At 63.6% G+C, this 24,096-nt stretch carries 31 protein-coding genes; 24 read left to right on the forward strand and 7 right to left on the reverse strand.

What is annotated here, in order from left to right; all coding sequences use genetic code 11:
• Positions 1 to 253 precede the first annotated feature (253 nt).
• Both NKI35_RS12030 and NKI35_RS12035 read left to right on the forward strand, forming a co-directional pair.
• Positions 254 to 874, forward strand: a complete 621-nt coding sequence (locus NKI35_RS12030) for a nucleoside triphosphate hydrolase (RefSeq protein ID WP_023671222.1) — start codon at positions 254 to 256, stop codon at positions 872 to 874.
• 85 nt (positions 875 to 959) lie between these two features.
• The gene (locus tag NKI35_RS12035) at positions 960 to 1,331 is read left to right on the forward strand and encodes a hypothetical protein (protein WP_352740151.1); all 372 of its coding nucleotides are present in this window, start codon (positions 960 to 962) and stop codon (positions 1,329 to 1,331) included.
• A 25-nt stretch (positions 1,332 to 1,356) separates the two neighbouring features.
• On the opposite strand, the gene NKI35_RS12040 is transcribed toward NKI35_RS12035, so the two are convergent.
• From NKI35_RS12040 to NKI35_RS12050, 3 genes are all read right to left on the reverse strand, one after another.
• The gene (locus NKI35_RS12040) at positions 1,357 to 2,061 is read right to left on the reverse strand and encodes a glutathione S-transferase family protein (protein WP_023671224.1); all 705 of its coding nucleotides are present in this window, start codon (positions 2,059 to 2,061) and stop codon (positions 1,357 to 1,359) included.
• Between the two features lie 152 nt (positions 2,062 to 2,213).
• A complete protein-coding gene (locus NKI35_RS12045; RefSeq protein ID WP_023671225.1) occupies positions 2,214 to 3,422 on the reverse strand; it encodes a beta-ketoacyl-[acyl-carrier-protein] synthase family protein in 1,209 nt (402 codons plus the stop codon).
• Between the two features lie 5 nt (positions 3,423 to 3,427).
• Complete coding sequence (locus NKI35_RS12050; RefSeq protein ID WP_023671226.1) at positions 3,428 to 3,682, reverse strand: acyl carrier protein; 255 nt, start codon at positions 3,680 to 3,682, stop codon at positions 3,428 to 3,430.
• Positions 3,683 to 3,917: 235 nt separating this feature from the next.
• Here NKI35_RS12050 and NKI35_RS12055 point away from each other — a divergent pair, with 235 nt between their 5' ends.
• From NKI35_RS12055 to NKI35_RS12075, 5 genes are read left to right on the forward strand one after another with little or no spacing between them, the layout of a single operon-like run.
• On the forward strand, positions 3,918 to 4,739 hold the full coding sequence (locus NKI35_RS12055; protein WP_081726189.1) for an urease accessory protein UreD: 822 nt from the start codon (positions 3,918 to 3,920) through the stop codon (positions 4,737 to 4,739).
• A gap of 30 nt (positions 4,740 to 4,769) precedes the next feature.
• Complete coding sequence (locus NKI35_RS12060) at positions 4,770 to 5,072, forward strand: urease subunit gamma (protein WP_023671228.1); 303 nt, start codon at positions 4,770 to 4,772, stop codon at positions 5,070 to 5,072.
• Positions 5,073 to 5,082: 10 nt separating this feature from the next.
• Positions 5,083 to 5,337, forward strand: coding sequence for a DUF1272 domain-containing protein (locus NKI35_RS12065; RefSeq protein WP_352740153.1), 255 nt, complete (start codon positions 5,083 to 5,085; stop codon positions 5,335 to 5,337).
• Positions 5,338 to 5,366: 29 nt separating this feature from the next.
• Positions 5,367 to 5,960 (forward strand): HupE/UreJ family protein, encoded by a 594-nt coding sequence (locus tag NKI35_RS12070; RefSeq protein ID WP_352740155.1) that lies wholly within the window; start codon positions 5,367 to 5,369, stop codon positions 5,958 to 5,960.
• A gap of 8 nt (positions 5,961 to 5,968) precedes the next feature.
• Positions 5,969 to 6,274, forward strand: coding sequence for an urease subunit beta (locus NKI35_RS12075; RefSeq protein WP_023671231.1), 306 nt, complete (start codon positions 5,969 to 5,971; stop codon positions 6,272 to 6,274).
• Positions 6,275 to 6,300: 26 nt separating this feature from the next.
• Here the strand turns inward: NKI35_RS12075 and NKI35_RS12080 are convergent, their stop codons facing one another.
• Positions 6,301 to 6,798: a hypothetical protein gene (locus NKI35_RS12080; RefSeq protein ID WP_352740157.1), complete on the reverse strand. Its 498-nt coding sequence runs from the start codon at positions 6,796 to 6,798 to the stop codon at positions 6,301 to 6,303.
• A gap of 123 nt (positions 6,799 to 6,921) precedes the next feature.
• Positions 6,922 to 7,284 carry a hypothetical protein gene (locus NKI35_RS12085; RefSeq protein ID WP_352740159.1) on the reverse strand — a complete coding sequence of 121 codons (363 nt, stop codon included), beginning with the start codon at positions 7,282 to 7,284 and terminating at the stop codon, positions 6,922 to 6,924.
• A gap of 180 nt (positions 7,285 to 7,464) precedes the next feature.
• Here NKI35_RS12085 and ureC point away from each other — a divergent pair, with 180 nt between their 5' ends.
• The 8 genes from ureC (at position 7,465) to NKI35_RS12125 (ending at position 13,768) form a co-directional block, all read left to right on the forward strand.
• Positions 7,465 to 9,177 carry an urease subunit alpha gene (gene ureC / locus NKI35_RS12090; protein ID WP_502897138.1) on the forward strand — a complete coding sequence of 571 codons (1,713 nt, stop codon included), beginning with the start codon at positions 7,465 to 7,467 and terminating at the stop codon, positions 9,175 to 9,177.
• Between the two features lie 92 nt (positions 9,178 to 9,269).
• Positions 9,270 to 9,863 (forward strand): hypothetical protein, encoded by a 594-nt coding sequence (locus tag NKI35_RS12095; protein WP_352740161.1) that lies wholly within the window; start codon positions 9,270 to 9,272, stop codon positions 9,861 to 9,863.
• 42 nt (positions 9,864 to 9,905) lie between these two features.
• Positions 9,906 to 10,511: a glutathione S-transferase family protein gene (locus NKI35_RS12100; protein ID WP_023683600.1), complete on the forward strand. Its 606-nt coding sequence runs from the start codon at positions 9,906 to 9,908 to the stop codon at positions 10,509 to 10,511.
• Positions 10,508 to 11,110 carry an urease accessory protein UreE gene (locus tag NKI35_RS12105; RefSeq protein ID WP_352740163.1) on the forward strand — a complete coding sequence of 201 codons (603 nt, stop codon included), beginning with the start codon at positions 10,508 to 10,510 and terminating at the stop codon, positions 11,108 to 11,110. Before NKI35_RS12100 ends, NKI35_RS12105 begins: the two co-directional genes overlap by 4 nt.
• Positions 11,103 to 11,789: an urease accessory protein UreF gene (locus tag NKI35_RS12110; protein ID WP_352740283.1), complete on the forward strand. Its 687-nt coding sequence runs from the start codon at positions 11,103 to 11,105 to the stop codon at positions 11,787 to 11,789. Before NKI35_RS12105 ends, NKI35_RS12110 begins: the two co-directional genes overlap by 8 nt.
• Entirely contained in the window at positions 11,786 to 12,244 is a 459-nt protein-coding gene (locus tag NKI35_RS12115) for a DUF3995 domain-containing protein (protein WP_023745871.1), read from the forward strand. The genes NKI35_RS12110 and NKI35_RS12115 overlap by 4 nt, the downstream gene beginning before the upstream one ends.
• The gene (gene ureG, locus NKI35_RS12120; RefSeq protein ID WP_023671240.1) at positions 12,241 to 12,873 is read left to right on the forward strand and encodes an urease accessory protein UreG; all 633 of its coding nucleotides are present in this window, start codon (positions 12,241 to 12,243) and stop codon (positions 12,871 to 12,873) included. The genes NKI35_RS12115 and ureG overlap by 4 nt, the downstream gene beginning before the upstream one ends.
• A gap of 127 nt (positions 12,874 to 13,000) precedes the next feature.
• Positions 13,001 to 13,768 (forward strand): class II aldolase and adducin N-terminal domain-containing protein, encoded by a 768-nt coding sequence (locus NKI35_RS12125; protein WP_352740165.1) that lies wholly within the window; start codon positions 13,001 to 13,003, stop codon positions 13,766 to 13,768.
• Between the two features lie 81 nt (positions 13,769 to 13,849).
• Here NKI35_RS12125 and NKI35_RS12130 read toward each other — a convergent pair whose 3' ends face one another.
• Positions 13,850 to 14,482 carry an HAD family hydrolase gene (locus tag NKI35_RS12130; RefSeq protein WP_023671242.1) on the reverse strand — a complete coding sequence of 211 codons (633 nt, stop codon included), beginning with the start codon at positions 14,480 to 14,482 and terminating at the stop codon, positions 13,850 to 13,852.
• A gap of 222 nt (positions 14,483 to 14,704) precedes the next feature.
• Here NKI35_RS12130 and NKI35_RS12135 point away from each other — a divergent pair, with 222 nt between their 5' ends.
• Entirely contained in the window at positions 14,705 to 15,664 is a 960-nt protein-coding gene (locus NKI35_RS12135) for a sugar-binding transcriptional regulator (RefSeq protein WP_023671243.1), read from the forward strand.
• A gap of 35 nt (positions 15,665 to 15,699) precedes the next feature.
• Here NKI35_RS12135 and NKI35_RS12140 read toward each other — a convergent pair whose 3' ends face one another.
• Positions 15,700 to 15,885 (reverse strand): hypothetical protein, encoded by a 186-nt coding sequence (locus NKI35_RS12140; protein ID WP_023671244.1) that lies wholly within the window; start codon positions 15,883 to 15,885, stop codon positions 15,700 to 15,702.
• A gap of 110 nt (positions 15,886 to 15,995) precedes the next feature.
• On the opposite strand from NKI35_RS12140, the gene NKI35_RS12145 reads away from it, so the two are divergent.
• From NKI35_RS12145 to NKI35_RS12180, 8 genes are all read left to right on the forward strand, one after another.
• Complete coding sequence (locus tag NKI35_RS12145) at positions 15,996 to 16,904, forward strand: LysR substrate-binding domain-containing protein (protein ID WP_023671245.1); 909 nt, start codon at positions 15,996 to 15,998, stop codon at positions 16,902 to 16,904.
• A gap of 111 nt (positions 16,905 to 17,015) precedes the next feature.
• Entirely contained in the window at positions 17,016 to 17,357 is a 342-nt protein-coding gene (locus tag NKI35_RS12150) for a hypothetical protein (protein ID WP_352740168.1), read from the forward strand.
• 242 nt (positions 17,358 to 17,599) lie between these two features.
• Positions 17,600 to 18,910 (forward strand): ABC transporter substrate-binding protein, encoded by a 1,311-nt coding sequence (locus NKI35_RS12155; protein WP_023806257.1) that lies wholly within the window; start codon positions 17,600 to 17,602, stop codon positions 18,908 to 18,910.
• 122 nt (positions 18,911 to 19,032) lie between these two features.
• On the forward strand, positions 19,033 to 19,905 hold the full coding sequence (locus tag NKI35_RS12160) for a carbohydrate ABC transporter permease (protein WP_023671249.1): 873 nt from the start codon (positions 19,033 to 19,035) through the stop codon (positions 19,903 to 19,905).
• Positions 19,906 to 19,916: 11 nt separating this feature from the next.
• Positions 19,917 to 20,741, forward strand: a complete 825-nt coding sequence (locus NKI35_RS12165) for a carbohydrate ABC transporter permease (RefSeq protein ID WP_023671250.1) — start codon at positions 19,917 to 19,919, stop codon at positions 20,739 to 20,741.
• A 50-nt stretch (positions 20,742 to 20,791) separates the two neighbouring features.
• Positions 20,792 to 21,796, forward strand: coding sequence for an ABC transporter ATP-binding protein (locus NKI35_RS12170; protein ID WP_023689168.1), 1,005 nt, complete (start codon positions 20,792 to 20,794; stop codon positions 21,794 to 21,796).
• Positions 21,793 to 22,563, forward strand: coding sequence for an L-iditol 2-dehydrogenase (locus tag NKI35_RS12175; protein ID WP_352740170.1), 771 nt, complete (start codon positions 21,793 to 21,795; stop codon positions 22,561 to 22,563). Before NKI35_RS12170 ends, NKI35_RS12175 begins: the two co-directional genes overlap by 4 nt.
• Positions 22,564 to 22,609: 46 nt before the next feature.
• The gene (locus NKI35_RS12180; RefSeq protein ID WP_352740172.1) at positions 22,610 to 24,088 is read left to right on the forward strand and encodes a mannitol dehydrogenase family protein; all 1,479 of its coding nucleotides are present in this window, start codon (positions 22,610 to 22,612) and stop codon (positions 24,086 to 24,088) included.
• Positions 24,089 to 24,096: the final 8 nt, after the last annotated feature.

The raw sequence follows: 24,096 nt of genomic DNA on the forward strand, positions 1-24,096 counted from the left end.
CTGCCCCTCACCTGCCTGCCGGCATCCTCGACACACGGCACATGGAGCTTGTCCGCCGCACCGCCGCGCCAACCAATCTGCTTGGCGCTGCGGCGGACGCATAGGGGGAGAAGTGTTACCCATCTATCGGCTGCACACCGGCAGGGCGACGAGGGGCAGCGCTGACGTGGCGGATGTCGTGAGATTGCCCAAATCGCGGTTTGAAATTTCCTCAAACTGCCGACAAGATGCAAAGCATAACTGGAAGCGCCCAATGTCCGAAATCGCCCATCTCGCCGCCACCATCTTCAAGCGCGCTGGCAAGGCGAAACGCTTCATCGTCGCCATTGCCGGCCCGCCCGGCGCCGGCAAGTCGACGCTCTCGGCCGGCCTGCATGATCTGTTGCCGGAGGGCGCGGCTGAAGTCGTGCCGATGGACGGCTTCCACTATGATGACATCGTGCTCGACCAGCGCGGCCTGCGGTCAAGAAAGGGCGCGCCGGAGACTTTCGACTTCGCCGGCTTCGAGACGCTGTTGAAGCGCATCCGTTCGGGCGAGCCAGACATCGCCATTCCGGTGTTCGACCGCAGCATGGAATTGTCGCGCGCCGCCGCCTCCATCGTTGCCGCCGAGACCAAGTTCATCCTGGTCGAAGGCAATTACCTCCTGCTGGACGAGGAGCCGTGGTCGCGGCTGGCGCCGCTGTTCGACTTCACCATCTTTGTCGATGTGCCGCGTGCCGAACTCGAGCGCCGCCTTCTGGTGCGCTGGCACGAGCATGGCCGCTCCGACGAAGACGCCCGCGCTTGGATCGCTTCCAACGACATGCCCAACATCGATCGCGTGCTCGGCCGTCGCAGGTCCGCCGACCTGGTTGTTGGCGATCCCGCATAGTTCGCTGGACTTCGGAACGGGAACCTTAAGACTTTCAGGTCGTTATCTCTCATCGGCAATCGTGCCGCCGTGAGGGAACCGTCAGATGGCAACCAAGGCAAAAACACCCGCCAAGAGCAAGACCGCTCAACCCAAAGCCAGGCAGGCAAAGGCCACGCAGGCGAAGGCAGGCGCCGGCCCGGCGATCGCCGAGCGGTCCAAGGACGCAAAGCCGGCTTTCGGCAAAGCGGCGCCAAAGAAGGTAGAACCGGTGGCGACGGCAAAGGTGACGGCGAAAACCGCCAAACCCAAGAAGCCGGCAAGCAGCGGCTCGGTGGCCGGCGGCGCGATGCGCACCGTCAAGGCGACCGCCAATGTCGCCGCTGGTGCGGTGGCGGCGACAGCCAGGGGCGCTGCGTCGCTCGCTGCGTCCGTCATGGGCAAGGGCGGCTCGAAAAGCAAGGCCAAGGCGAAATAGACCCGGCTGCTTCGGCTGGCCGAGGTCAATTCCTGGCGGGAATGGTCAGGCCGCGCTGCACCGCGGGCCGCGCCAGCCCGCGCTCCAGCCATGCCGCGACGGTGGGGAAGTCGTCGAAGCCGACGAGTTCGCGCGCCTCGTAGAAGCCGATCAGATTGCGCACCCAGCCCAGCATCGAAATGTCGGCGATGGTATAGTCGTCGTCCATGATCCAGGTTCGACCCTTCAGCCGCGTCTCCAGCACCCCGATCAGCCGCCGCGATTCATTGCGGTAGCGATCCAGCGGCCGCTTGTCGGCGATCTCGCGTCCGGCGAATTTGTTGAAAAACCCGACCTGTCCGAAAATCGGCCCGATCGCCGCCATCTGGAAGAACACCCATTGGATGGTCTCGTAGCGCCGCGCCGGATCGGCAGGGATCAGCTTGCCGGTCTTGTCGGTGAGGTAGAGCAGGATGGCGCCGGATTCGAACAGGCCGAATGGCCTGCCGCCCGGCCCGTCGGGGTCGATGATCGCGGGTATCTTGCCGTTCGGGTTCAGCGACAGGAATTCCGGCGTCCAGCTCTGGTCCTTGCCGATATCCACCAGATGCGCCTCGTAGGGGAGGCCGAGTTCTTCCAGCGCGATCGAGACTTTCACCCCATTCGGCGTCGTCGCGGAATAGAGCTGCAGGCGGTCGGGGTGGCTGGCCGGCCAGCGCTTGGTGATCGGAAAGGCGGACAGGTCGGTCATCGAAAGCTCCGGTCGGGAATTTGGCGCGGTATCGCGCCGTCTGGCGAGTTGCGAAGGATTATCCTCGGCTTCTTTGCCGATCAACCGGTCGAAGGTGCACACACCGTCTTCGCAGTCATTCAGGGCCAGTCGCTCAGGCCAGTCGCTTGCCGTCAGACCGCCTTGAACGCCACCACGGCATTGGTGCCGCCGAAGGCAAAACCGTTGCTGATCGCCGCGCGCACCTTGCGCTCGCGCGCCACATTCGGCGTGATGTCGAGATCGCAGTCGGGGTCGGCCTGCCGGAAATTGGCCGTCGGCGGCACGATGCCTTCGCGGATCGCCATCACGCAGGCGATCATTTCCAGGCCGCCCGAGGCGCCGAGGCAATGGGCATGCATCGACTTGGTCGACGACACCGACAGCTTATAGGCATGGTCGCCGAAGACGCGCTTGATTGCCGCCGTCTCGATCTGGTCGTTGGCCTTGGTGCCGGTGCCGTGGGCGTTGAGATAGTCGACGTCCTCGGGATTGAGCCCGGCGTCCGCCAGGCAGGCGCGCATCGCCGCCGTCGGTCCCTCGACAGTCGGCGCGACGATATCGGAAGCGTCGGCGGAAAGGCCGGCTCCGGCAAATTCGGCCAGAATGGTCGCGCCGCGCGCCATGGCGTGTTCATACGTTTCCAGCACCGCCATTCCAGCACCTTCGCCGAGCGACAGGCCTTGGCGATCGGCCGAGAACGGCCGGCAGGTATCGGGCGCCAGCACCCGCAGGGCCTCCCAGCCCTTCAGGATGCCCCAAAGCAGCGGCGCGTCGGTGCCGCCGGCGACCATGACATCGGCGCGGCCGAGCCGGATCTGGTCGACCGCCGAGGCAAAGGCGTGATTGGACGAGGAGCAGGCCGAAGTGACGCCGAACACCGGCCCGCGCAGGCCGAGATTCATGCTGACATGGCCGGATGCCGCACTCGGCATCACTTTCGGCACGGTGAAGATGCCGGCCCGGTTCTTGCCGTCGACCAGGATGGCGCGATAGTTCTCCTCGATCGCCTCCCAGCCGCAGACGCCGACGCCGACAACCGCGCCCATCCGGTAGGTGGTTGCTTCAGTCGATGTCAGGCCGGCATGCTGCATGGCTTCGCGCGCGGCAATCGTCGCCAAAAGGCTGAAGCGGTCCATCGACACGGTCTGCTTGTGGCTGATGCCATGGTCGGGCAGCGTCTTGATTTCGCAGCCGACCTTGACCTTCAAATCATGCAAACCGGGATTGCTGATTTGACCGATGGCCGATCGGCCGGCCCGCATTTCGTTCCAGATTGCAGGCGCATTGGCGCCGAGCCCGCATATGCCGCCGATGCCGGTAATGACGACGCGCTTTTGCATTCAGCTCAGGCTTTTTTCGCAATCAGCGCGCGAACAGCCTCAACCATATCGCCGACATTCTTGAGATTGCTCCAGGCATCGACCGTGTTCATCTCGATCTCGATGCCGTACTGCTCCTCGAGATCGAAGATGATCTCGGTCAGTTCTAGGGAATGGATGCCAAGCGCGGTCAATTCCGTATTGGTGGTGATCTCTTCGCCACCGGGCTCCGCATGTGCCCTGATCTTGGCGATGATTTCCGTTGCCAGCTCGTCAGCCATTCGATTCCTTCCCCAATTTTATAACGTCGCGGTGCCGATTGGTTGGCGCCCCTGTTGCCTGGACTGAAATCGCCGTCGCCTTCAAAAACCCGCCAGGCGCAGCATGACCGTTCCAAAGAGGCTCCCTCTATAGAAACGGAAACGCTGTCAAGCAACAAGCTATATCAACAAGCACCATATCGACAAAGCGCCGGGAGTGCTTAACGTTAGCGCCGTGGATACGTTGCAGCATGTCTTGATCCCAGCTCTTCCGGCCCAGCGCGCGGCCGGGGCGGCCCGGCTTGCGTGCGGCGTCAGGGATGGACGCACCCGGCTTTTGCGCCTCTATCAGGACGGCTCGGCCAAAATCCGCATGCCGGCCGTTGCGGCCGATCCGCTCGAAGCCGTGCTCATCAACACCGCCGGCGGTCTGACCGGCGGCGATCGGCTCGGCTGGGAAATCGATGTCGGGCCAGGTGCCTCCGCCTCGATAACCACCCAGGCCTGCGAAAAGATCTATCGTGCCGCTAGCGACCGCGCCGAAGTTCGGGTGAAGCTCAGCGTCGGCGCGGGCGGGCGTATCGCCTGGCTGCCCCAGGAAACCATCGTCTTCGACCGCTCGGCCTTTGCCCGCACGCTCGAGGTCGAGCTTGCCGCAGGCGCCGAGGCATTGCTGCTTGAAGCCACCATATTCGGCCGCCTCGCCATGGGCGAAGAGGCCGCGCACGGCCATTTCCACGACCGTTGGCGTGTCCGCCAGGATGGTGCGCTCGTTCATGCCGAGGATTTCCGCATCGGGCCGGCTATCGCGGCGGCACTTGGCCGCCCGGCGGTCGCCGGCGGCGCCATTGCCGCTGCGACGCTGCTGATGGTCTCGCCGCAGGCCGAAGCCTTGCTCGATCCGGCCCGCGACATCGTCGGCGCCGACGGCGATGCCAGCGCCTGGAGCGTCAAAAAATCTGGCAAGCTTCTTGCGAGGCTGTTTGCCGAGGACGGCTATCAGCTGCGCAAGCGGCTGGTTCCGCTCGTCGAACTGCTCAACGGGCGGGCGGGTCTGCCCAAATTATGGTCACTCTGAGCCAAATACAGGCCAAATCCAGGAAAGCGCATGAACCTGACGCCGCGTGAAAAGGACAAGCTGCTCATCGCCATGGCGGCGATCGTGGCGCGCAAGCGGCTGGAACGCGGCGTCAAGCTCAATCACCCCGAAGCGATCGCGCTGATCACCGATTTCGTCGTCGAGGGCGCCCGCGACGGCCGCCCGGTCGCCGAACTGATGGAGGCCGGCGCCCATGTCATCACCCGCGCGCAGGTGATGGAAGGCATCGCCGAGATGATCCACGACGTGCAGGTCGAGGCGACCTTTCCCGACGGCACCAAGCTGGTGACCGTTCACGAACCGATCAGGTGAGGAGAAAACGATGCTGGAGCTGCGACCGAATTGCGAATGCTGCGACAAGGACCTGCCGCCGGAAGCGGCGGACGCGCTGATCTGCACCTTTGAATGCACCTTCTGCGCTGACTGCGCTGAACATGTGCTGGGCGGCGTCTGCCCGAACTGCGGCGGCAATTTTTCCGCACGCCCGATCCGCCCAGTGAAGAAACTGGTGAAATATCCGGCCTCGACCCAACGCGTGCTCAAGGCCGAGGGCTGCGGCCCGCGCAAGGCTGCGTGATTGTTCTCGTGACTTCGAAGGGAAGACCGATGATCTCTGCTTCAACCAAACGCACCACGCTTGCAGCGATCCTGCTGCTGGCGGCGGCGATGCCCGCCTATGCCCATGTCGGCATCGCCACCACCTCGTCCTTCGCGGCGGGCTTCGCGCATCCGCTGTCCGGCCTCGACCATATGACCGTCATGGTCGCCGTCGGCCTGTGGGCGGCGCTCAAGGGCGGCAAGGCGATCTGGGCCTGGCCGCTGGCCTTTGTCGGCGTCATGCTGGTCGGCGGCGCGCTCGGCATGCTCCACGTGCCGGTGCCTTTCGTCGAACCGGGCATCCTTGCCTCCGTCGTCGCGCTTGGCTTGCTGGTGGCGTTGGCGGTCGATCTGCCGGTCTCGGCCGGAGTCGCCATCATCGGCCTGTTCGCGCTGTTCCATGGCCATGCCCACGGCACCGAAGTGCCGGAAAATGCCGGTGGACTTGACTATATGGCCGGCTTTGCCGTTGCCACCGCACTTCTCCATGCCATGGGCATCGCTGCCGGCCTTGGCCTCGGCATGCGCTTTCTCGGGCTTGCCCGCGCCGCTGGCGCCGCTTGTGCTGCAGTCGGCGCCGGCCTGGTCTTCGGCGTTTTGTGAGGCTAACGATGATTCCCGGCGAAATCATCACCGCAAGCGGCGACATCGAGCTCAACAAGGGGCTGCCGACGGTGACGCTGAAGGTGGCCAACAGCGGCGACCGGCCGATCCAGGTCGGCAGCCACTACCATTTCTTCGAGACCAATGAGGGGTTGAAATTCGACCGCGACAAAGCGCGCGGCATGCGTCTGGACATTGCCGCCGGCACCGCGATGCGCTTCGAACCGGGACAAGAGCGGGACGTCACGCTGGTGCCGTTCGGAGGAAAACGCGAGGTCTACGGTTTTCAGCAGAAGATCATGGGCAGGCTGTGAGATCGACGAGGTCGAGCGCCCTGAGGTCAGTTCGGCGGCCTAGCCGCCGCGTAGATGACGATTCTTGCCGAGCCGTCGAATTCCACCGCAAGGACGTCTTCCGTAAGCACGCGCCGCGAATCGATGGCGTTGAACAGCAAGGCGTTGGCGTCGATCTCCTTGCGCAGTTCCGCAATGTCGTCCTGATGCTGTTCGACCTTGCTCTCGACGGCCGGCGGCGGGCCGCCTTCGCTGCGCGCCGCGTCGGTGAGGAAGACGATATCTACCGTATCGAGCTTGGACGTCTTGCGCACGGCGCCGATGTTCTCACGCGTCCGCTCGATCGCGGTGATGATCTTGTTGGTCTGTGGTTCCGTCCGCGCCTCCTCCTGCCGGACATCGGAGCCGACGATCCGGTTGACGGTGTCGGCCCGGTTGACGGCGTCAGCGCTTTCAAGACCTTGCGCGGCTTGCGGGCCGAAAGCTGCGAGAAATGCGCAGGCAGCAAGGCTCTGGAGCCATCTGGTGTCGGCAAAGACAGGCATCGCTCGCTCCTGGTGGACTTTTCTGTGCAACGCCGTTCGGCGCCAAAGGGACGAAACGCCTCCTGTCGAGCCAAGGTCCCCTGGGGGCTGGCGGGCCGGGGGCCGGCCCGCCAGGCGCTTTCTTCAGCTTGCCTTCTTGGTGACCAGGGTCAGCGCGCCATCGGTGGTCATGCTGGCGGCGACCACCTGTGCCGAGGTGAGCCCCTTGGCTTCGAGCGCCGACTTGATCTGCGGCGTCGCGTCGATCGACGAGCGCAGTTTCTGCAGCCCGGCATCGCCACGCTGGGCGATCACCTGATTGACCTGCGTCTGGGTGGCCTTGGGCAATTCGCTGATATCGACGATGTTGACCTTCTGGATCGCCGGCGCTGCCGGCTGAGCGCTGGGCGCCGCCGGCTTCGGTTGCGGCGTGGGCTGCTGCTGGGCGCCGGCTACGGTTGCGGAGGCCAACGTGGCGGCGGCTGCAAGAACGATCATTTTGCGCATGTATTTTCCTTTCATCGATTTGGCCAAGGGTTTGGCAAACGGGCGGTTTGGGGTGGCACGGCCACCTCAACGGCCAAATGGGATCAGAAGGTGTCGCCGAGCGGGTCATTGCATGACCATTGGATGGCGACGATGTGGAGTTCGGCTGCGGCCGGACTCTCGTTTGGGGAGCATTGACTGATGGCTAGAATTACCCGCGCCGCCTACGCGCAGATGTATGGCCCGACGGTCGGCGACAGAGTGCGCCTGGCCGACACCGAGCTGTTTATCGAGGTCGAAAAGGACCTCACCGTCCATGGCGAGGAGGTGAAATTCGGCGGCGGCAAGGTCATCCGCGACGGCATGGGCCAGAGCCAGGTGTCGCGCGCCGGCGGCTCGGTCGACACCGTCATCACCAACGCGCTGGTGGTCGATGCCACGGCCGGCATCTTCAAGGCCGATATAGGTCTCAGGGACGGCCGCATCGCGGCGATCGGCAAGGCCGGCAATCCCGACACGCAGGACGGCGTCACCATCATCATCGGCCCCGGTACAGAGATCATCGCCGGCGAGGGCAAGATCCTGACCGCCGGCGGCTTCGACGCGCACATCCACTTCATCTGCCCGCAGCAGATCGGCGAAGCGCTGATGTCGGGCATCACCACCATGCTCGGCGGCGGCACCGGCCCGGCGCATGGCACGCTGGCCACCACCTGCACGCCGGGACCCTGGCACATGGCGCGCATGATCCAGTCCTTCGACGCTTTCCCGATGAACATCGGCCTGTCCGGCAAGGGCAATGCCTCGCTGCCGGCGGCGCTCGAGGAAATGGTGCTGGGCGGCGCCTGCTCGCTGAAGCTGCACGAGGACTGGGGCACGACGCCGGCGGCCATCGACTGCTGCCTGTCGGTTGCCGACGATTACGACGTGCAGGTGATGATCCACACCGACACGCTGAACGAATCCGGCTTTGTGGAGAACACCGTCGCCGCCATCAAGGGCCGCACCATCCACGCCTTCCACACCGAAGGCGCCGGCGGCGGCCATGCGCCCGATATCATCAAGGTCTGCGGCCTGCCCAACGTCATTCCGTCTTCGACCAACCCGACGCGGCCCTACACCGTCAACACGCTGGCCGAGCATCTCGACATGCTGATGGTCTGCCACCATCTGTCGCCGTCGATCCCTGAAGACATCGCCTTTGCCGAAAGCCGTATCCGCAAGGAGACCATCGCGGCGGAAGACATTCTGCACGATATCGGCGCCTTCTCGATCATCTCGTCGGACTCGCAGGCCATGGGCCGTGTCGGCGAGGTGGCGATCCGCACCTGGCAGACCGCCGACAAGATGAAGCGCCAGCGCGGGTCATTGCCGCAGGAGACCGGCAACAACGACAATTTCCGCGTCCGCCGCTACATCGCCAAATACACCATCAACCCGGCCATCGCGCATGGGCTGTCCAGGGACATCGGGTCGATCGCGGTCGGCAAGCGCGCCGATCTGGTGCTGTGGAACCCAGCCTTCTTCGGCGTCAAACCGGACATGGTGCTGATCGGCGGCATGATAGCCGCAGCCCCGATGGGCGACCCCAACGCCTCTATCCCGACCCCCCAGCCCATGCACTACCGCCCGATGTTCGGCGCCTATGGCAAGGCCAGGACCAACTCGTCGGTGACCTTCGTTTCCAAGGCGGCGCTGGAGTCCGGCCTGCATGGCAGGCTCGGCGTCGACAAGCAGTTCGTCGCGGTCGAAAATACCCGTGGCGGCATCGGCAAGCACTCGATGATCCTCAACGACGCCACGCCGCATATCGAGGTCGATCCCGAAACCTATGAGGTTCGCGCCGATGGCGAACTCTTGACTTGCGAGCCGGCAACCGTGCTGCCGATGGCGCAGCGGTATTTCCTGTTTTGAGGCGAGGGGCGATTTGATCGACCCGGCAAATTCCATTGCGAGCCGGTCGGTGCCGCCGCAATATGCGGCTCAAAGAAACCGCGTAGCAGGTCATGGCCACCGAAATAGCCTCCGCCCACGACATCTTCCCGCATATCCGCATCGTCATGGGCATGGTGATCGGACTTGGCGTCGCTCGCCTGCTGTCGGGGGTGGCGCGCATCGTCCAGCATCCCGGCCAGTACAGGCTCTATCCCGTGCACCTCGGCTGGGTCGCCTCCATGCTGTTGCTGCTGGTGCATTTCTGGTGGTGGGAGTTCGGCCTCTACACCATAGAGGTCTGGACTTTCGGCAAGTACCTGTTCCTGATCTTCTACGCCATCACGCTGTTCCTGCTGTGCGCGCTGCTGTTTCCGGATTCGATGCTCGACTACACCAGCTACGAGGATTTCTTCTATTCGCGCCGCGGCTGGTTCTTCGGCCTGCTGGCGGCCACCTATCTGCTCGATGTCGTCGACACGCTGCTGAAAGGTCCCGAGCATTTCGCCCGCTACGGCAATGAATATCTGTTCCGAACGCCGGTTTTCGTGGTGTTGTGCATTGCCGCCATACTGGTGCGTGACCGCCGTTTCCACATCGCCTTCGTCGTCGGCACGCTGATCTATCAGGTATCGTTCATCCTGCGGCTCTTCGACACCATCGTCTGAACAGTGGCTATGGTTTAGGGTCGCAGGAAAGAGGGTTCAACCATGTACAAGGCCATCGGATCGCGTGGATCCCGCGTCAGCCGCGTTCTGTGGATGCTCGAGGAACTCGGGCAGCCCTATGAATTCGTCGAGGTCAAATTGCGTTCGCCCGAAGCCTATGCGCTCAACCCGTCGGGCAAGGTGCCGATCCTGATCGATGGCGAACTGACGGTGACTGATTCGGCGGCAATCTGCGTCTATCTCGCCGACAAGCACGCCGACAAAGGCATGGGCGCCAATCCAGGTGTGGCCGGACGCGCCGAAATGGATTCCTGGATGCATTTTGCCCAGTCCGAGTTCGAAGCGCCGCTGTGGAACAAGCTGCGCCACCGCTTCCTGTTGCCGAAGGACGTGCGGGTCGATGTCGGCCCCGCCGCCGCCTACGATTTCGCCTCGGAGGCCAAGGCGCTCGACGGCCGGCTGGGGGATCGGGAGTTTGCGCTGGGCGACCGGTTTTCCGCCGTCGACGTGCTGTTGGGCGACATGGGCGGCTGGGCCCGCGCCGGAAAATTTCCGATCGAATCCGAGCGCGTCAACGCGTATTTCGACCGCGTCCTGGCGCGGCCTGCCCGTGCGAGAGCCCAGGCTAACGGTGGAGCCATGCGATGAAACTCAACCTGAACACCGACTTCACCAAGTTCCCGCGCGCCGTCTCGGTGGTGGCTGCCGGCACTGCCGGAACCACGGCCCCATCCGGCCGTGCCGTCCTGCCCCATGACGAGCGTCATTTGCGCCGCCGCGCCATCGAGCTTGCCGACGGCAGCAAGGTGCTGGTCGACCTGCCCGAACCCGTGACCTTGAACGATGGCGACCGGCTGGTGCTGGAGGATGGCGGCCAGGTCGAGATCACCGCGGCACCCGAAGAGGTCTACGACATCCGCGCCCGCCACGCCGTGCATCTGACCGAACTCGCCTGGCATATCGGCAACCGGCATCTGGCGGCTGCGATTGAGCCCAGCCGCATCCTGATTTTGCGCGACCTTGTCATCAAGGCTATGCTGGAAGGGCTGGGCGCCACGGTGCGCGAAGTCTCCGAACCGTTCAAGCCGGTGCGCGGCGCCTATTCCGCCCAAGGTGCGCATGGTCATGATCATGGCCATGCGCATGCGCACGCCGAAGCGCATTCCCATGATGGACGTTCCCACGCACACAGCGAGTCGCATTCGCACAGCCATTCCCATGACGGGCATCATCACGATCATGACTGACCAGCCGTCCGGCATCGCTTTGCTGCGGCTCATGGCGTGGCTGTCGCCGGCCTTTCCGGTCGGCGGCTTTGCCTACAGCCATGGTCTCGAACGCGCCGGGCAAGACGGGCTGGTTGCCGATACCGCCAGCCTCGCCTTCTGGCTGGAGACGCTGGTCGAGATGGGCTCGGGCTGGAACGACGCCGTGCTCTTCGCGGAAAGCTGGCGCCGCGCCCGCGACGGCGGCGACCTCCATGAAGGCGACCTCCATGAAATTGCCGATCTCGCCGAAGCGCTGGCCGGCTCGCGTGAGCGCCACACCGAAACCATGCTGCAAGGCGCCGCCTTCCTGAAAGCGGCAGCGGCGTGGGCGAATCCGGTATTGGGCCGCCTGCCGGCCGAATGCGCCTACTGTGTCGCCGTCGGCGCCGTTGCCGGCGGCAACGGCATCGCGATTCAGGACGCGATGTCGGCCTTCCTGCAGGCCTTCTTCTCCAACCTCGTCCAGGCGGCGATCCGACTCGGAATCGTCGGCCAGACGGACGCTATGGCCTTGCTCGCCGGCTTCGAGCCGTTGGCGCTGTCGACGGCCGCGCGCGCCGCCGGCTCGACATTGGACGATCTCGGCGGCTGCGCCTTCATCTCCGACATCATGGCGATGAAGCACGAGACGCAGTATTCCAGGCTGTTCCGCTCATGATCGTCCTCGCCTTCGCCCTCTCGGCCGTCCTGCTGCTGATCACCGCGCTGCATGTCTATTGGGGCCTTGGCGGCATCTGGCCGGGCAGGGACGGCGTCTCCTGCGCCCACGCCGTCGTCGGCTTTCGCGGCGTCGACGAGATGCCGACGCCGTTTGCCTGTTTCGCCGTTGCCGCGTGCCTGTGCCTCGCAACCCTGTGGCCGCTGGCGCTGACCGGGGTCTTCGCCACCCCCTTTCCAAGGGAAGGCCTTGCCGCCACAGCGCTGCTCATAGGGCTGGTCTTCCTCGGCCGCGGCATTGCCGGCTTCACGCCGTGGTGGCGCCGTCTGGCGCCGGAACAGCCTTTTGCGCGGCTCGATGTCAGCTTCTATTCGCCGCTCTGCCTGTTGATCGGGCTCAGCTTCGCCATCCTCGCCATCACGGAGTTTTTCGGCATGACGGATTTTTCGCTATGACTCAGGCCAACGGTCCCCTGCGCATCGGCATCGGCGGTCCCGTCGGCTCCGGCAAGACGACGCTAACCGAAAAGCTCTGCAAGGCGCTGCGCGACGATTTCTCCATCGCCGTCGTCACCAACGACATCTACACCAAGGAAGACGCCATGATGCTGGCTCGCCTGCAGGCGCTGCCTGAGGACCGCATCGTCGGCGTGGAGACCGGCGGCTGCCCGCACACCGCCATCCGTGAGGACGCCTCGATCAATTTGCAGGCGATCGCCGGGCTGAACAGGAAATTCCCCGATCTCGACATCGTCTTCATCGAATCCGGCGGCGACAACCTCGCCGCCACCTTCTCGCCCGACCTCGCCGACCTGACCCTCTATGTCATCTCGGTTTGCCAAGGCGAGGAAATCCCCAGGAAGGGCGGGCCGGCGATCACCCGTTCCGATTTCCTGGTCATCAACAAGAGCGATCTGGCGCCCTATGTGAACGTCAACCTCGATGTCATGGAGAGCGACGCCGCCCGAATGCGGGGCAAGCGCCCGTTCGGCTTCACCGACCTGTCGCGCGGCAAGGGCCTGCAGGAAGTCATCGACTTCATCGTCGAACATGGCGGGCTGCAGTCGGCCCGCTCGGCGGCGTAATGCATGTCGCCCAAAAGTGCGTAGCGGTTTTGGGACAACGGACAATGCGGAGACAGCCTGACCCACCAGTTTGCGGTTGCTGGCCACGGCTGAGCGCGGCATTCTCTTGAAAACGGAGGTTTTTCGGATGAGCATCGCCCGCCTGCAAAAGGAAACGCTGACCAACCTGCCCTACTATGAGGAGCGCGTCGATCTGGCCGCCGCCTTCCGCTGGACGGCGCGGCTCAACATGCATGAGGCGGTGGCCAACCACTTCTCGCTGTCGGTCAACGAGGGCGGCAGCAAATTCCTGATGAACCCCAACCAGGTGCATTTCTCGCGCATCAAGGCGAGCGACCTTTTGTTGATCGACGCCAACGATCCCGAGACGCTGACCGGTCCCAACGCCCCTGACCCTACCGCCTGGGGCCTGCACGGCGCCATTCACCGCAACGTGCCGCATGCGCGCTGCGCCATGCATGTGCATTCCATTCATGCCACCGTGCTTGCATCGCTGGCCGACTCGACCCTGCCGCCCATCGATCAGAACTCGGCCATGTTCTTCAACCGCCACGTCGTCGACGCCCATTATGGCGGGCTGGCCTTCGAGGAAGAGGGCGAGCGCTGCTCGCAACTGCTCACCGACCCTAAGGTCAAGGTGATGGTGATGGGCAATCACGGCGTCATGGTCATCGGTGACACCGTCGCCGACGCCTTCAACCGCATGTTCTATTTCGAACGCGCCGCCGAGACCTACATCAAGGCGCTGTGGACCGGCCGGCCGCTGCGCACGCTCTCCGACGCCATTGCCGAAAAGGCCGCCAGCGAGATGGACGACTATCCCGGCCAGGCGGAGCGTCACCTTGCCGAGCTGAAGGCGATCCTCGACGAGGAGGAGCCGGTTTACCGGAGCTGAATGAGTTCACCCTTCTCCCCGTTCACGGGGAGAAGGTCCCGGCAGAGGGATGAGGGGCAGCGCAGGCCTTCGCGGGTCTTCTCAGAGTCCCAACTGAGCCCGCAACTCTTCCGCACTGTTGATCACGACAGCGCCCTTCGGTCCTGCCATCGGCGCTTCCGGCCAGAAGATCGTCCGCATCCCCGCGGCCAGGCCTGATGTGGCGCCGGTAACGCTGTCGTCGACGGCCACCGCGTCTGAAGGATCGACGCCGGCCAGCCACGCGGCGCGCAGGAACGGTTCGGGATGCGGCTTGCCTTCGCGCACGTCGTTTCGGCTGATCGTGCGCATGCCGGGATAGATCAGGCCGACGGCGCTCAGATTTGCATCGACGATCACCCGGTCGGAATTGGACACCACCGCCTGCTGCACGCCGAGCGCGCGCAACTCGTTGAACACTTCGATCGCGCCGGGGCGCGGCTTCAGCGTCTCGGCCATCGGCATGTAGTGATCGTATTTGCGCACGATCCAGTCGTCGAAGGGCAGGTCGAGGCCGAACTCGCTGCGCAGCATCTCGTAGACCGGTGCGGCGGCGACGCCCAGCACCCGCTCATGCAGGTCGGCCGGCGGCGTGATACCGACGCTGCGCAGCGCCGCCACCAAGGCCGCCTCATGCAGCGGCTCGCTGTCGACCAGCGTGCCGTCCATATCCCAGAAAACCGCTTTCGGCGTCATGCGAGGCTCCTTTTGCCGATCCCCTTAAAGCGTTTGTATCAGGAGATAAACCGCCGAGCCCGTTCGCCGGCGATTTTCGCTGGGTTGATTGCCGCGCGGCAGTCGGATCGGAAGCAGCAAGCAATTGCCCTGCCAATAGACAATTGCGCGCCGACACATTCCCTGCAAGACTATGACGCTTCGCCCGAGGGCAGGCAAATCGGGCAGGGCTGGAGGCACATTTTGAATTCGCGGCAAGACGGCGGCAGCAGCAGGCTGGACGAGGCAGCGCGCGCCGGCTGGCTTTATTATGTTGCCGGCAACACCCAGGACCAGATCGCCGCCACGCTCGGCATTTCCCGGCAGACGGCGCAGCGGCTGGTGTCGCTGGCGGTGTCGGAGGGGCTGATCAAGGTGCGGGTCGACCACCCGATCGCCAATTGCCTTGATCTCGCAGCTAGACTGAAGTCACGCTTCGCGCTCGACCTCGTCGAAGTGGTGCCGAGCGATCCAACCTCATCCTCGACCACGATCGGCATTGCCGAGGCGGCTGCGGCCGAGATCGAGCGGCGGCTGCGGTCACCGACGCCCATCGTCTTGGCCATCGGCACCGGCCGCACGCTGAAGGCGGCGATCGAGCAATTGCCGCCGATGGAATGCTCGCAGCACAAGGTTGTGTCCTTGACCGGCAACATCTCGCCCGACGGTTCGGCCGCCTTCTACAACGTCATCTTCACCATGGCCGACCGGGTCAAGGCGCGTTCGTTCCCGATGCCGCTGCCGGTCATCGCCTCGTCGCCGGAAGAGCGCGAGATGCTGCTTGCCCAGCCGATGATCCAACCGACGCTGGCGCTGGCCGCGGAAGCCGACGTCACCTTTGTCGGCATCGGCGATCTCGGCCCGAAGGCGCCGCTCTACGAGGACGGTTTTATCTCGGAAAGCGAGCTGAAGGCTTTGCAAAAGGCTGGCGGCGTCGCCGAGATCGTCGGCTGGGTGTTCGACCGGGAAGGCCGCATGATCGAGGGCATCACCAACGACCGGGTATCGTCGGCAGCCTTGCCGTCACGCGAAAAGTCGCTGGTCATTGCGCTCGCCATGGGCGAGCGTAAATTGCCGGGCATCCTGGCCGCTGTGAACCGCCGGCTGGTCAATGGCCTCATCACCGACGAGCGGACCGCCACGGCTTTGCTCGACGGTTCCTGATAGATTAAGCGGCCCATCGATAAAATCCAACACGTTTATTTGCAGCGCCCGGACGGGTCGTTGCCGTCGAGAAAACCCATGTCGCGCTGCAGATGCGGCGACAACTCCCGGACGTCGACGTAGCCGCGCCGGCGGTGCACAAGCAGGGAAAATTCATGCACCAGCAGGGAAAACCAGCTCTGCGCCGGGGTCGAGTGGAGCTTTTGCTGTACCGTGGTCATGATCTTCGGCCTCCGCTATGCTTGAACTTGATTGATCGTTGACACCAGATATCGGCCTGATTGCCTCTTGCCGCCAATCAAACGTCGATCACGACCCATAAGGAGGGCTTATGCCCGATCTCAAGGCACCACAGCTCGCCCAGTTGCCGCCGCTGCAGGCCATCAGGGTGTTCGAAGCCGTCGCGCGGCATCTCTCCTTCACCAAGGCCGCGCAGGAACTCGGCATGACGCAGGCCGCCGCCAGCTACCAGATCAAGCTTCTGGAAGAGCGCATCGGTTCGCCGCTGTTCCTGCGCCAGCCGCGCCAGATTGTGCTGACGGAACCCGGCCAGCGCCTGGCGCCCGCCGTCAGCGAGGCGTTCAGCCTGCTCTCAAGCGCCTATTCCGCCGCGCGTGGGGGCGCCGATGGTGTGCTGTGCGTCTCGACGCTGCTGACCTTTGCCTCGAACTGGCTGGCGCAGCACCTCGGCTCCTTCCAGGTCGCGCATCCGTCGCTGGCGGTGCGCGTCGATACCTCGAACAGGGTGATCGATTTTGCCCGCGAGGACATGGACATCGCTATCCGCTCCGGCAGCGGCAAGTGGCCTGGAGTGGAGACCCATCTTTTGTTCAAGGCCGATTTCACCCCGGTGCTGAGCCCGGCACTCGCTGCCACCATAGGTGGCGTCCACGAACCCGCCGACCTGTTCAAGCTGCCCATTCTCGATCCCGGCGACATCTGGTGGCGGGAATGGTTCGCCCTTGCCGGCGTCCCGGCGGACGAACTTGCCAGGCGCACCGGCACCAGCATGGGCGCGCAGGCCTATGAGGCGAACGCGGCCATCGCCGGCCATGGTGTGGCGATCCTGACCACCGCATTGTTCAAGACCGAGCTCGCCGCCGGCCGCCTGATCCAGCCCTTCGACCTGGTCGGCGACGACGGCCACGCCTATTGGCTGGTCTACCCGACGGCGCGTCGCAACGTGCCGAAGATAAAAGCCTTCCGGGACTGGATCTTGGCCGAGATCGCCTGCGCCTGAGGGCGAGCGACTCGCGGATTGATTTCCGAGATGCAAAGCGAGCCATGGATCCGCGACGAATGCTCGCTTCGCGGACAAACAGCTGCGATCGGGCCACCCGGTTAACCAAGCTTGACAAAAACGCTGTCGATATCACTCGCCCGGCATAGGCTTGTGCTTGTGGCGACCCAATTGAGCAGGATCAATCGTCTGCAGATTGAAACAGGGTCGATCAGCCGGCTGATGAAAGTCTATCGCGTCGAAGAAATCGAAAACAACACCGTGCGCACGACGCAGGTGATCGAAGCATTTACGCCGTTTCAAGCTGCCGTCAAGGCAATCGGCCGGGAAGTTAGGCTGCGCAAGGACGAGGCCGGCTGGATCCGGGTGACGGAAGTGCTGACCAGAGCCAAGCAAATCCGCGACGGCAGGGTTTTCGAATATTCCGTGGGAAGCTACCCGTCCCACGGCTGATGGACTCGGCCCTATCGCTCCCCTGGCGCGACGATTGGGTTGCGATGGGTCGGCATCAACCCGCTCTCACATTCCCTGCAAACAGCTTCCCAAATCGGTTCAATATCCTCTACGCGCGCAACGCCGCGCTCCGCCTTGCGTGCTGCGCTGCAGCATCGAATCTGGCTTGACATAATTTATGCCAAGTGAGTAATTGCCCATTACCAAGGCAAATGCTCATCTTGGTTCATGGGAGGAATTTGATGAAACTGCGCACGCTCACCCTGGGCTTGTTGTCGGCCAGCGCTTTCGCTTTTGCCGCACACGCCGAATCCATCACCATCGCCACGGTCAACAATGGCGACATGGTCCGCATGCAGAAGCTGACCGACGACTTCACCAAGGCTAACCCCGACGTCACGCTCAACTGGGTCACGCTCGAAGAGAACGTGCTGCGCGAGCGCGTCACCACCGACATCGCCACCAAGGGCGGCCAGTATGACGTTATGACCATCGGCACCTACGAGGTTCCGATCTGGGCCAAGCAGAGCTGGCTGTTGCCGCTCGACAAGCTCGGCGACGACTATGACGCCAAGGACATCATCCCGGCCATCGCCGGCGGCCTGTCGGTCGACGGCAAGCTCTATGCCGCGCCCTTCTACGGCGAAAGCTCCTTCGTCATGTACCGCAAGGACCTGATCGAGAAGGCCGGGCTGACCATGCCCGATGCCCCGACCTGGGACTTCATTAAGCAGGCCGCCGACAAGATGACCGACCGCGCCAATGGCGTGAACGGCGTATGCCTGCGCGGCAAGGCCGGCTGGGGCGAGAACACGGCGTTCCTGACGGCCATGTCCAACTCGTTTGGCGCCCGCTGGTTCGACGAGAACTGGAAGCCGCAGTTCGACCAGCCGGAATGGAAGAACACACTGCAGTTCTATGTCGACCTGATGAAGGCCGACGGTCCGGAAGGCGCTTCGTCCAACGGCTTCAACGAGAATCTGGCTCTGTTCCAGCAAGGCAAGTGCGGCATGTGGATCGACGCCACCGTGGCGGCGTCCTTCGTCTCGGATCCGAAGGCCTCGAAGGTGGCCGACAAGGTCGGTTATGCTTTGGCGCCGGACAATGGCCTCGGCAAGCGCGCCAACTGGCTCTGGGCCTGGTCGCTGGCGATCCCCGCAGGCACGCAGAAGGCGGAATCCGCCCAGAAGTTCGTCTCATGGGCAACCAGCAAGCACTATGCCGAACTGGTCGCTTCCAAGGAAGGCTGGGCCAACGTTCCTCCGGGAACGCGTTCCTCGCTCTACGCCAATCCCGAGTACCAGAAGGCGGCCCCGTTCGCCAAGATGACGCTGGACTCGATCAATGCCGCCGATCCGGCGCATCCGACGGTCAAGCCGGTGCCCTATGTCGGTGTGCAGTTCGTCGCCATTCCTGAGTTCCAGGGCCTCGGCACAACCGTTGGCCAGCTGTTCTCGGCGGCGCTCGCCGGCCAGACCAGCGTAGACGACGCGCTCAAGCAGGCGCAGGACGCCGCCACGGCGACCATGACCGAAGGCGGTTATATCAAGTAAGGCTCCTCCCGGTGCCGAACGCCGGTCGCCTCCTGACCGGCGATGGCCGCCCGAGTCCCAGTTCGGGCGGCCGCTTTTTCCCCGCTGTGAAAATTCAGTCCGACTAGTGAAGGGTGACCGTCATGGCTACTCAGCAGACCCGTTCGCTTGCCCGCTTTATGTTGGCGCCATCCGTGGTGCTGCTGTTCGTCTGGATGATCGTGCCGCTGGCACTCACGATCTGGTTCTCCTTCCAGCAGTACAATCCGCTCAATCCGATCCGCGACGGGTTTGTCTGGTTCTCGAATTACTCGCTGTTCTATTCCAACCCGGCATTCCTGCAGTCGATCCTCAACACGCTGGTCCTGGTGGGCAGCGTGCTGCTGATCACCGTCATCGGCGGCATCATGCTGGCGCTGTTGATCGATCAGCCGATGTGGGGACAGGGGATCGTCCGCATCCTCGTCATCTCTCCGTTCTTCGTCATGCCGCCGGTGGCTGCACTTGTCTGGAAGAACATGATCATGCACCCGCAATACGGCGTCTTTGCCGACATTGCGCGCTTCTTCGGGGCTCAACCGATCGACTGGTTCGGGCAGCATCCGATGCTTGCCATCATCATCATCGTCGCCTGGCAATGGCTGCCCTTCGCAACGCTGATCCTGCTGACCGCCTTGCAGTCGCTCGACGGCGAGCAGAAGGAAGCCGCCGAGATGGACGGCGCCGGCTTCGTCAGCCGCTTCATCTATCTGACGCTGCCGCACATGTCGCGCGCCATCACCGTCGTCATCCTGATCCAGACCATCTTCCTGCTGTCGGTCTATGCCGAAATCCTGGTCACCACCAATGGCGGACCCGGCTATGCCTCCACCAACCTGCCCTTCCTCGTCTACCAGAAGGCATTGCTGGAGTTCAAAATCGGCCAGGCATCGGCCGGCGGTGTCATCGCCGTCATTCTCGCCAACATCGTCGCCTTCTTCGCCATGCGCGCGGTCGGCAAGAACCTGGACAAGTAAGGGAGGATACGATGGCACGTGCAGTCACCACCCAACACAAGGTCATTGCGACAGGCGCCGCCTGGATCGTCGCGCTGCTGATCTTCTTCCCGATCCTCTACACGATCATCACCTCGTTCAAGTCGGAGCAGGAGGCCATCCAGGGCTTCGCGCTGATCCCGTCGGGGACGTTCGAGAGCTATACCGAGGTCCAGGCGCAGAGCGGCTACTTCAAATTCTTCTTCAACTCGGTGCTGCTCTCGGTCGGCTCGACCATCCTGGCCCTGATAGTCGCGGTTCCGGCCGCCTGGTCGATGGCCTTCTCGCCGGGCAAGTGGACCAAGGACATCCTGATGTGGATGCTCTCGACCAAGATGATGCCGGCGGTTGCCGTGCTGTTCCCGATCTACCTCATCTTCCGCGATGCCGGACTGCTCGACAGCCGCATCGGCCTGATGATCATGCTGATGCTGATCAACCTGCCCATCGTGATCTGGATGCTCTACACCTACTTCCGCGAAATCCCCGGCGAGATCCTGGAAGCGGCACGCATGGACGGCGCCACCCTGTGGGGCGAGATCGTCTATGTGCTGACCCCCATGGCCGTGCCGGGCATCGCATCGACCATGCTGCTCAACATCATCCTGGCGTGGAACGAAGCGTTCTGGACCATCCGCCTGACCACCACCGAGGCAGCGCCGCTGACGGCCTTCATCAGTTCGTTCTCGAGCCCGCAAGGCCTGTTCTGGGCCAAGCTTTCGGCAGCCTCGACGCTGGCCATCGCCCCCATCCTGATCATGGGCTGGTTCAGCCAGAAGCAGCTGGTGCGCGGCCTGACATTCGGCGCGGTAAAATAACGGACGTTGCCTGAAGCAATCCGGCCAAATAACCCCTCGGGGAGGAAACCATGGGAAACATCACGCTCAAGAACGTCTCCAAGCATTTCGGATCGACGGTCATCATTCCAGGCCTCGACCTCGTCATCGAGAATGGCGAGTTCGTCGTCTTCGTCGGGCCGTCGGGTTGCGGCAAGTCCACGTTGCTGCGCCTCATCGCCGGGCTCGAGGACACCAGCGGCGGCACCATCAACATCGATGGCCGTGACGTCACCGGCGAGGCGCCGGCCAAGCGCAAGCTGGCCATGGTATTCCAGTCCTATGCGCTCTATCCGCATATGACGGTGGCCAAGAACATCGGCTTCCCGCTGAAGATGGCGGGCGAGGATGTGGCGACGATCGACAAGAAGGTGAAGGACGCGGCCCGGGTCCTCAACCTCACCAACTATCTCGAACGCCGGCCCGGCCAGCTCTCCGGCGGCCAGCGGCAACGCGTCGCCATCGGCCGCGCCATCGTGCGCCAGCCCTCGGCATTCCTGTTCGACGAGCCGCTGTCCAACCTCGATGCCGCACTGCGCGGCACCATGCGGCTCGAAATCAGCGAGCTGCACCATCAGCTCAAGACGACGATGGTCTACGTCACCCACGACCAGATCGAAGCCATGACCATGGCCGACAAGATCGTCGTGCTCAACGCCGGCAACATCGAACAGGTCGGCTCGCCGATGGAACTCTACAAGTCGCCGAAGAACCTGTTCGTGGCGGGCTTCATCGGTTCGCCGAAAATGAACCTGATCGAAGGTGCGCCGGCGGCCAAATACAACGCCAAGACCATCGGCATTCGTCCTGAGCATATGGGGATATCGACCACAGCGGGTGACTGGAAAGCCCTTGTCGGCGTCGCCGAGCATCTGGGCTCCGACACCTTCCTGCATGTCCAGGCCGACGGCGTCGGTCCGCTGACGGTACGCGCCGATGGCGAACTGGCAGTACGCCACGGCGACACCATCTATTTGACGCCCGACAAGGTCCGCATGCATCGCTTCGGCCCCGACGGAAAGGCGCTGACGCAGTGAGACTGAAAGGCAAATCGGCGCTGATCACCGGATCCGCGCGCGGCATCGGCAGGGCTTTTGCCGAAGCCTACACGCGCGAGGGCGCCACGGTGGCCATTGCCGATATCAATCTGGCGGCTGCCGAAAAGACGGCCGCCGAGATTGGCGCCAACGCCTATCCGGTCAGGCTCGACGTCAGCGACCTCGCTTCGATCCAGGCGGCGGTCAATGCGGTCGAAACAAAGACCGGCGGCCTCGACATACTGATCAACAACGCTGCCTTGTTCGACCTGGCGCCGATCGACGAGATCACCAAAGCAAGCTACGACAAATTGTTCTCCGTCAACGTCGCCGGCACCTTGTTCATGCTGCAGGCAGCGGCGCGTTCGATGATCGCAAGGGGCAAGGGCGGCAAGATCATCAACATCGCCAGCCAGGCAGGACGGCGCGGCGAGCCGCTGGTCGCCGTCTATTGCGCCACCAAGGCCGCGGTGATTTCGCTGACCCAGTCCGCCGGGCTCGATCTGATCAAGCACCGCATCAACGTCAATGGCATCGCGCCCGGCGTCGTCGACAGCGACATGTGGGATGAGGTCGATGCGCTGTTCGCCAAATATGAGAACCGGGCGAAGGGCGAGAAGAAGCGGCTGGTCGGCGAGGGCGTGCCCTATGGTCGCATGGGCAAGCCGGAGGACCTGACCGGCATGGCGGTCTTCCTGGCCAGCGACGACGCCGAATACATCGTCGCCCAGACCTACAATGTCGATGGCGGCCAATGGATGAGTTGATGGGCCGGGATCACGAAGGCCGCAGCCCGGCCAAAAGGGTAAAAAAATGACCGTGAAACTCTCCTCCTCGATGCTCTCGGAACTCCCCGCCAAGGTCGCCGGTCCCAGATATGATCGCTCCAGGCTCAAACCCGGTATCGTCCATTTCGGCGTCGGCAATTTCCATCGGTCGCATCAGGCGGTCTACCTCGACGATCTCTTCAATGCAGGCATCGGCCATGACTGGGCGCTGGTCGGCGCCGGGGTCTTCGAGGGCGAAAAAATCGGTCGTTCCAAGCTGCAGGAGCAGGACTGGCTGACCACCGTGGTCGAGCAGGATTCCGACCATATGAGCGCCCGCGTCACCGGCGTCATGATCGATTTCCTGACGCCCGGCGATGCGGATGCGATCATCGACCAGCTCGCCGATCCGGCGATCAAGATCGTCTCGCTGACCATCACCGAAGGCGGGTATTTCATCGATCCGGCCTCGGGAAAGTTCAACCCGACCCATCCTGATATCGTTGCCGACGCGCAGGCAGGTACGACGCCGAAGACGGTGTTCGGCCTCATCCTGGCCGGGCTGATGCGCCGCCGGGCCGACGGCATCGTGCCGTTCACCGTCATGTCCTGCGACAACATCCCTCACAATGGCCATGTCACCTCGGATGGCGTCATCGGCCTCGCCCGGCTGATCGACGAGGATCTGGCAAACTGGGTCAGCGACAATGTCGCCTTTCCCAACGGCATGGTCGACCGCATCACCCCCGCCACCTCTGACCGCGAGCGCGGTATTCTCGCCTCGGAGTTCGGCCTCGAGGATAACTGGCCGGTGTTCTGCGAGCCGTTCAAGCAATGGGTGCTGGAGGATCATTTCACCGACGGCCGCCCGCCGCTGGAAAAGGTCGGTGTGCAATTCGTGAGGGATGTCGCGCCCTATGAGCTGATGAAGATCCGCATCCTCAATGGCGGTCATGCCACGATCGCTTATCCCGCAGGGTTGATGGACATCCATTTCGTCCATGAGGCGATGCAGGAGCCGCTGGTGCGCGGCTTCCTCGCCAAGCTCGAGCATGACGAGATCATCCCGACCGTGCCGCCGGTGCCGGACACCGTGCTGGAGGATTATTACCAGCTCATCGAGCACCGCTTTTCCAACCCGAAGATCGGCGACACCATCCGCCGGCTTTGCCTCGACGGTTCCAACCGGCAGCCGAAATTCATCATCCCGACCATCGCCGACCGGCTGAAAGCCGGGAAGAGCGTTGCGGGTCTCGCGCTGGAATCGGCGCTGTGGTGCCGCTATTGCTTCGGCACCACCGACAGCGGCGCCGACATCGAAGCCAACGATCCCAGCTGGGACCGGCTGCAGGCAACCGCCAAGGCGGCGAAGGATGCGCCCGGCGCCTGGCTTGCGATGGAGGACATCTATGGCGATGTCGGCCGCTCGGCGGCGTTCGCCGAGGCCTTTGCCCATGCGCTCAACGTCTTGTGGGCGAATGGCACGCGCGCGACGCTGACGCGCTACATCTCCGGCAAGCTCTGACGCCAGCC

The organism is Mesorhizobium sp. M0676 (genome assembly GCF_040320535.1).
In the GTDB taxonomy this organism is placed as follows: domain Bacteria; phylum Pseudomonadota; class Alphaproteobacteria; order Rhizobiales; family Rhizobiaceae; genus Mesorhizobium.

Bases quoted from the DNA above. Each gene is read 5' to 3' on its own strand.
- NKI35_RS12030 (WP_023671222.1), top strand. From the start codon at position 254: ATGTCCGAAATCGCCCATCTCGCCGCCACCATCTTCAAGCGCGCTGGC.
- NKI35_RS12035 (WP_352740151.1), top strand. From the start codon at position 960: ATGGCAACCAAGGCAAAAACACCCGCCAAGAGCAAGACCGCTCAACCC.
- NKI35_RS12040 (WP_023671224.1), bottom strand. From the start codon at position 2,061: ATGACCGACCTGTCCGCCTTTCCGATCACCAAGCGCTGGCCGGCCAGC.
- NKI35_RS12045 (WP_023671225.1), bottom strand. From the start codon at position 3,422: ATGCAAAAGCGCGTCGTCATTACCGGCATCGGCGGCATATGCGGGCTC.
- NKI35_RS12050 (WP_023671226.1), bottom strand. From the start codon at position 3,682: ATGGCTGACGAGCTGGCAACGGAAATCATCGCCAAGATCAGGGCACAT.
- NKI35_RS12060 (WP_023671228.1), top strand. From the start codon at position 4,770: ATGAACCTGACGCCGCGTGAAAAGGACAAGCTGCTCATCGCCATGGCG.
- NKI35_RS12065 (WP_352740153.1), top strand. From the start codon at position 5,083: ATGCTGGAGCTGCGACCGAATTGCGAATGCTGCGACAAGGACCTGCCG.
- NKI35_RS12070 (WP_352740155.1), top strand. From the start codon at position 5,367: ATGATCTCTGCTTCAACCAAACGCACCACGCTTGCAGCGATCCTGCTG.
- NKI35_RS12075 (WP_023671231.1), top strand. From the start codon at position 5,969: ATGATTCCCGGCGAAATCATCACCGCAAGCGGCGACATCGAGCTCAAC.
- NKI35_RS12080 (WP_352740157.1), bottom strand. From the start codon at position 6,798: ATGCCTGTCTTTGCCGACACCAGATGGCTCCAGAGCCTTGCTGCCTGC.
- NKI35_RS12085 (WP_352740159.1), bottom strand. From the start codon at position 7,284: ATGCGCAAAATGATCGTTCTTGCAGCCGCCGCCACGTTGGCCTCCGCA.
- ureC (WP_502897138.1), top strand. From the start codon at position 7,465: ATGGCTAGAATTACCCGCGCCGCCTACGCGCAGATGTATGGCCCGACG.
- NKI35_RS12095 (WP_352740161.1), top strand. From the start codon at position 9,270: ATGGCCACCGAAATAGCCTCCGCCCACGACATCTTCCCGCATATCCGC.
- NKI35_RS12100 (WP_023683600.1), top strand. From the start codon at position 9,906: ATGTACAAGGCCATCGGATCGCGTGGATCCCGCGTCAGCCGCGTTCTG.
- NKI35_RS12105 (WP_352740163.1), top strand. From the start codon at position 10,508: ATGAAACTCAACCTGAACACCGACTTCACCAAGTTCCCGCGCGCCGTC.
- NKI35_RS12110 (WP_352740283.1), top strand. From the start codon at position 11,103: ATGACTGACCAGCCGTCCGGCATCGCTTTGCTGCGGCTCATGGCGTGG.
- NKI35_RS12115 (WP_023745871.1), top strand. From the start codon at position 11,786: ATGATCGTCCTCGCCTTCGCCCTCTCGGCCGTCCTGCTGCTGATCACC.
- ureG (WP_023671240.1), top strand. From the start codon at position 12,241: ATGACTCAGGCCAACGGTCCCCTGCGCATCGGCATCGGCGGTCCCGTC.
- NKI35_RS12125 (WP_352740165.1), top strand. From the start codon at position 13,001: ATGAGCATCGCCCGCCTGCAAAAGGAAACGCTGACCAACCTGCCCTAC.
- NKI35_RS12130 (WP_023671242.1), bottom strand. From the start codon at position 14,482: ATGACGCCGAAAGCGGTTTTCTGGGATATGGACGGCACGCTGGTCGAC.
- NKI35_RS12140 (WP_023671244.1), bottom strand. From the start codon at position 15,885: ATGACCACGGTACAGCAAAAGCTCCACTCGACCCCGGCGCAGAGCTGG.
- NKI35_RS12145 (WP_023671245.1), top strand. From the start codon at position 15,996: ATGCCCGATCTCAAGGCACCACAGCTCGCCCAGTTGCCGCCGCTGCAG.
- NKI35_RS12155 (WP_023806257.1), top strand. From the start codon at position 17,600: ATGAAACTGCGCACGCTCACCCTGGGCTTGTTGTCGGCCAGCGCTTTC.
- NKI35_RS12160 (WP_023671249.1), top strand. From the start codon at position 19,033: ATGGCTACTCAGCAGACCCGTTCGCTTGCCCGCTTTATGTTGGCGCCA.
- NKI35_RS12165 (WP_023671250.1), top strand. From the start codon at position 19,917: ATGGCACGTGCAGTCACCACCCAACACAAGGTCATTGCGACAGGCGCC.
- NKI35_RS12170 (WP_023689168.1), top strand. From the start codon at position 20,792: ATGGGAAACATCACGCTCAAGAACGTCTCCAAGCATTTCGGATCGACG.
- NKI35_RS12180 (WP_352740172.1), top strand. From the start codon at position 22,610: ATGACCGTGAAACTCTCCTCCTCGATGCTCTCGGAACTCCCCGCCAAG.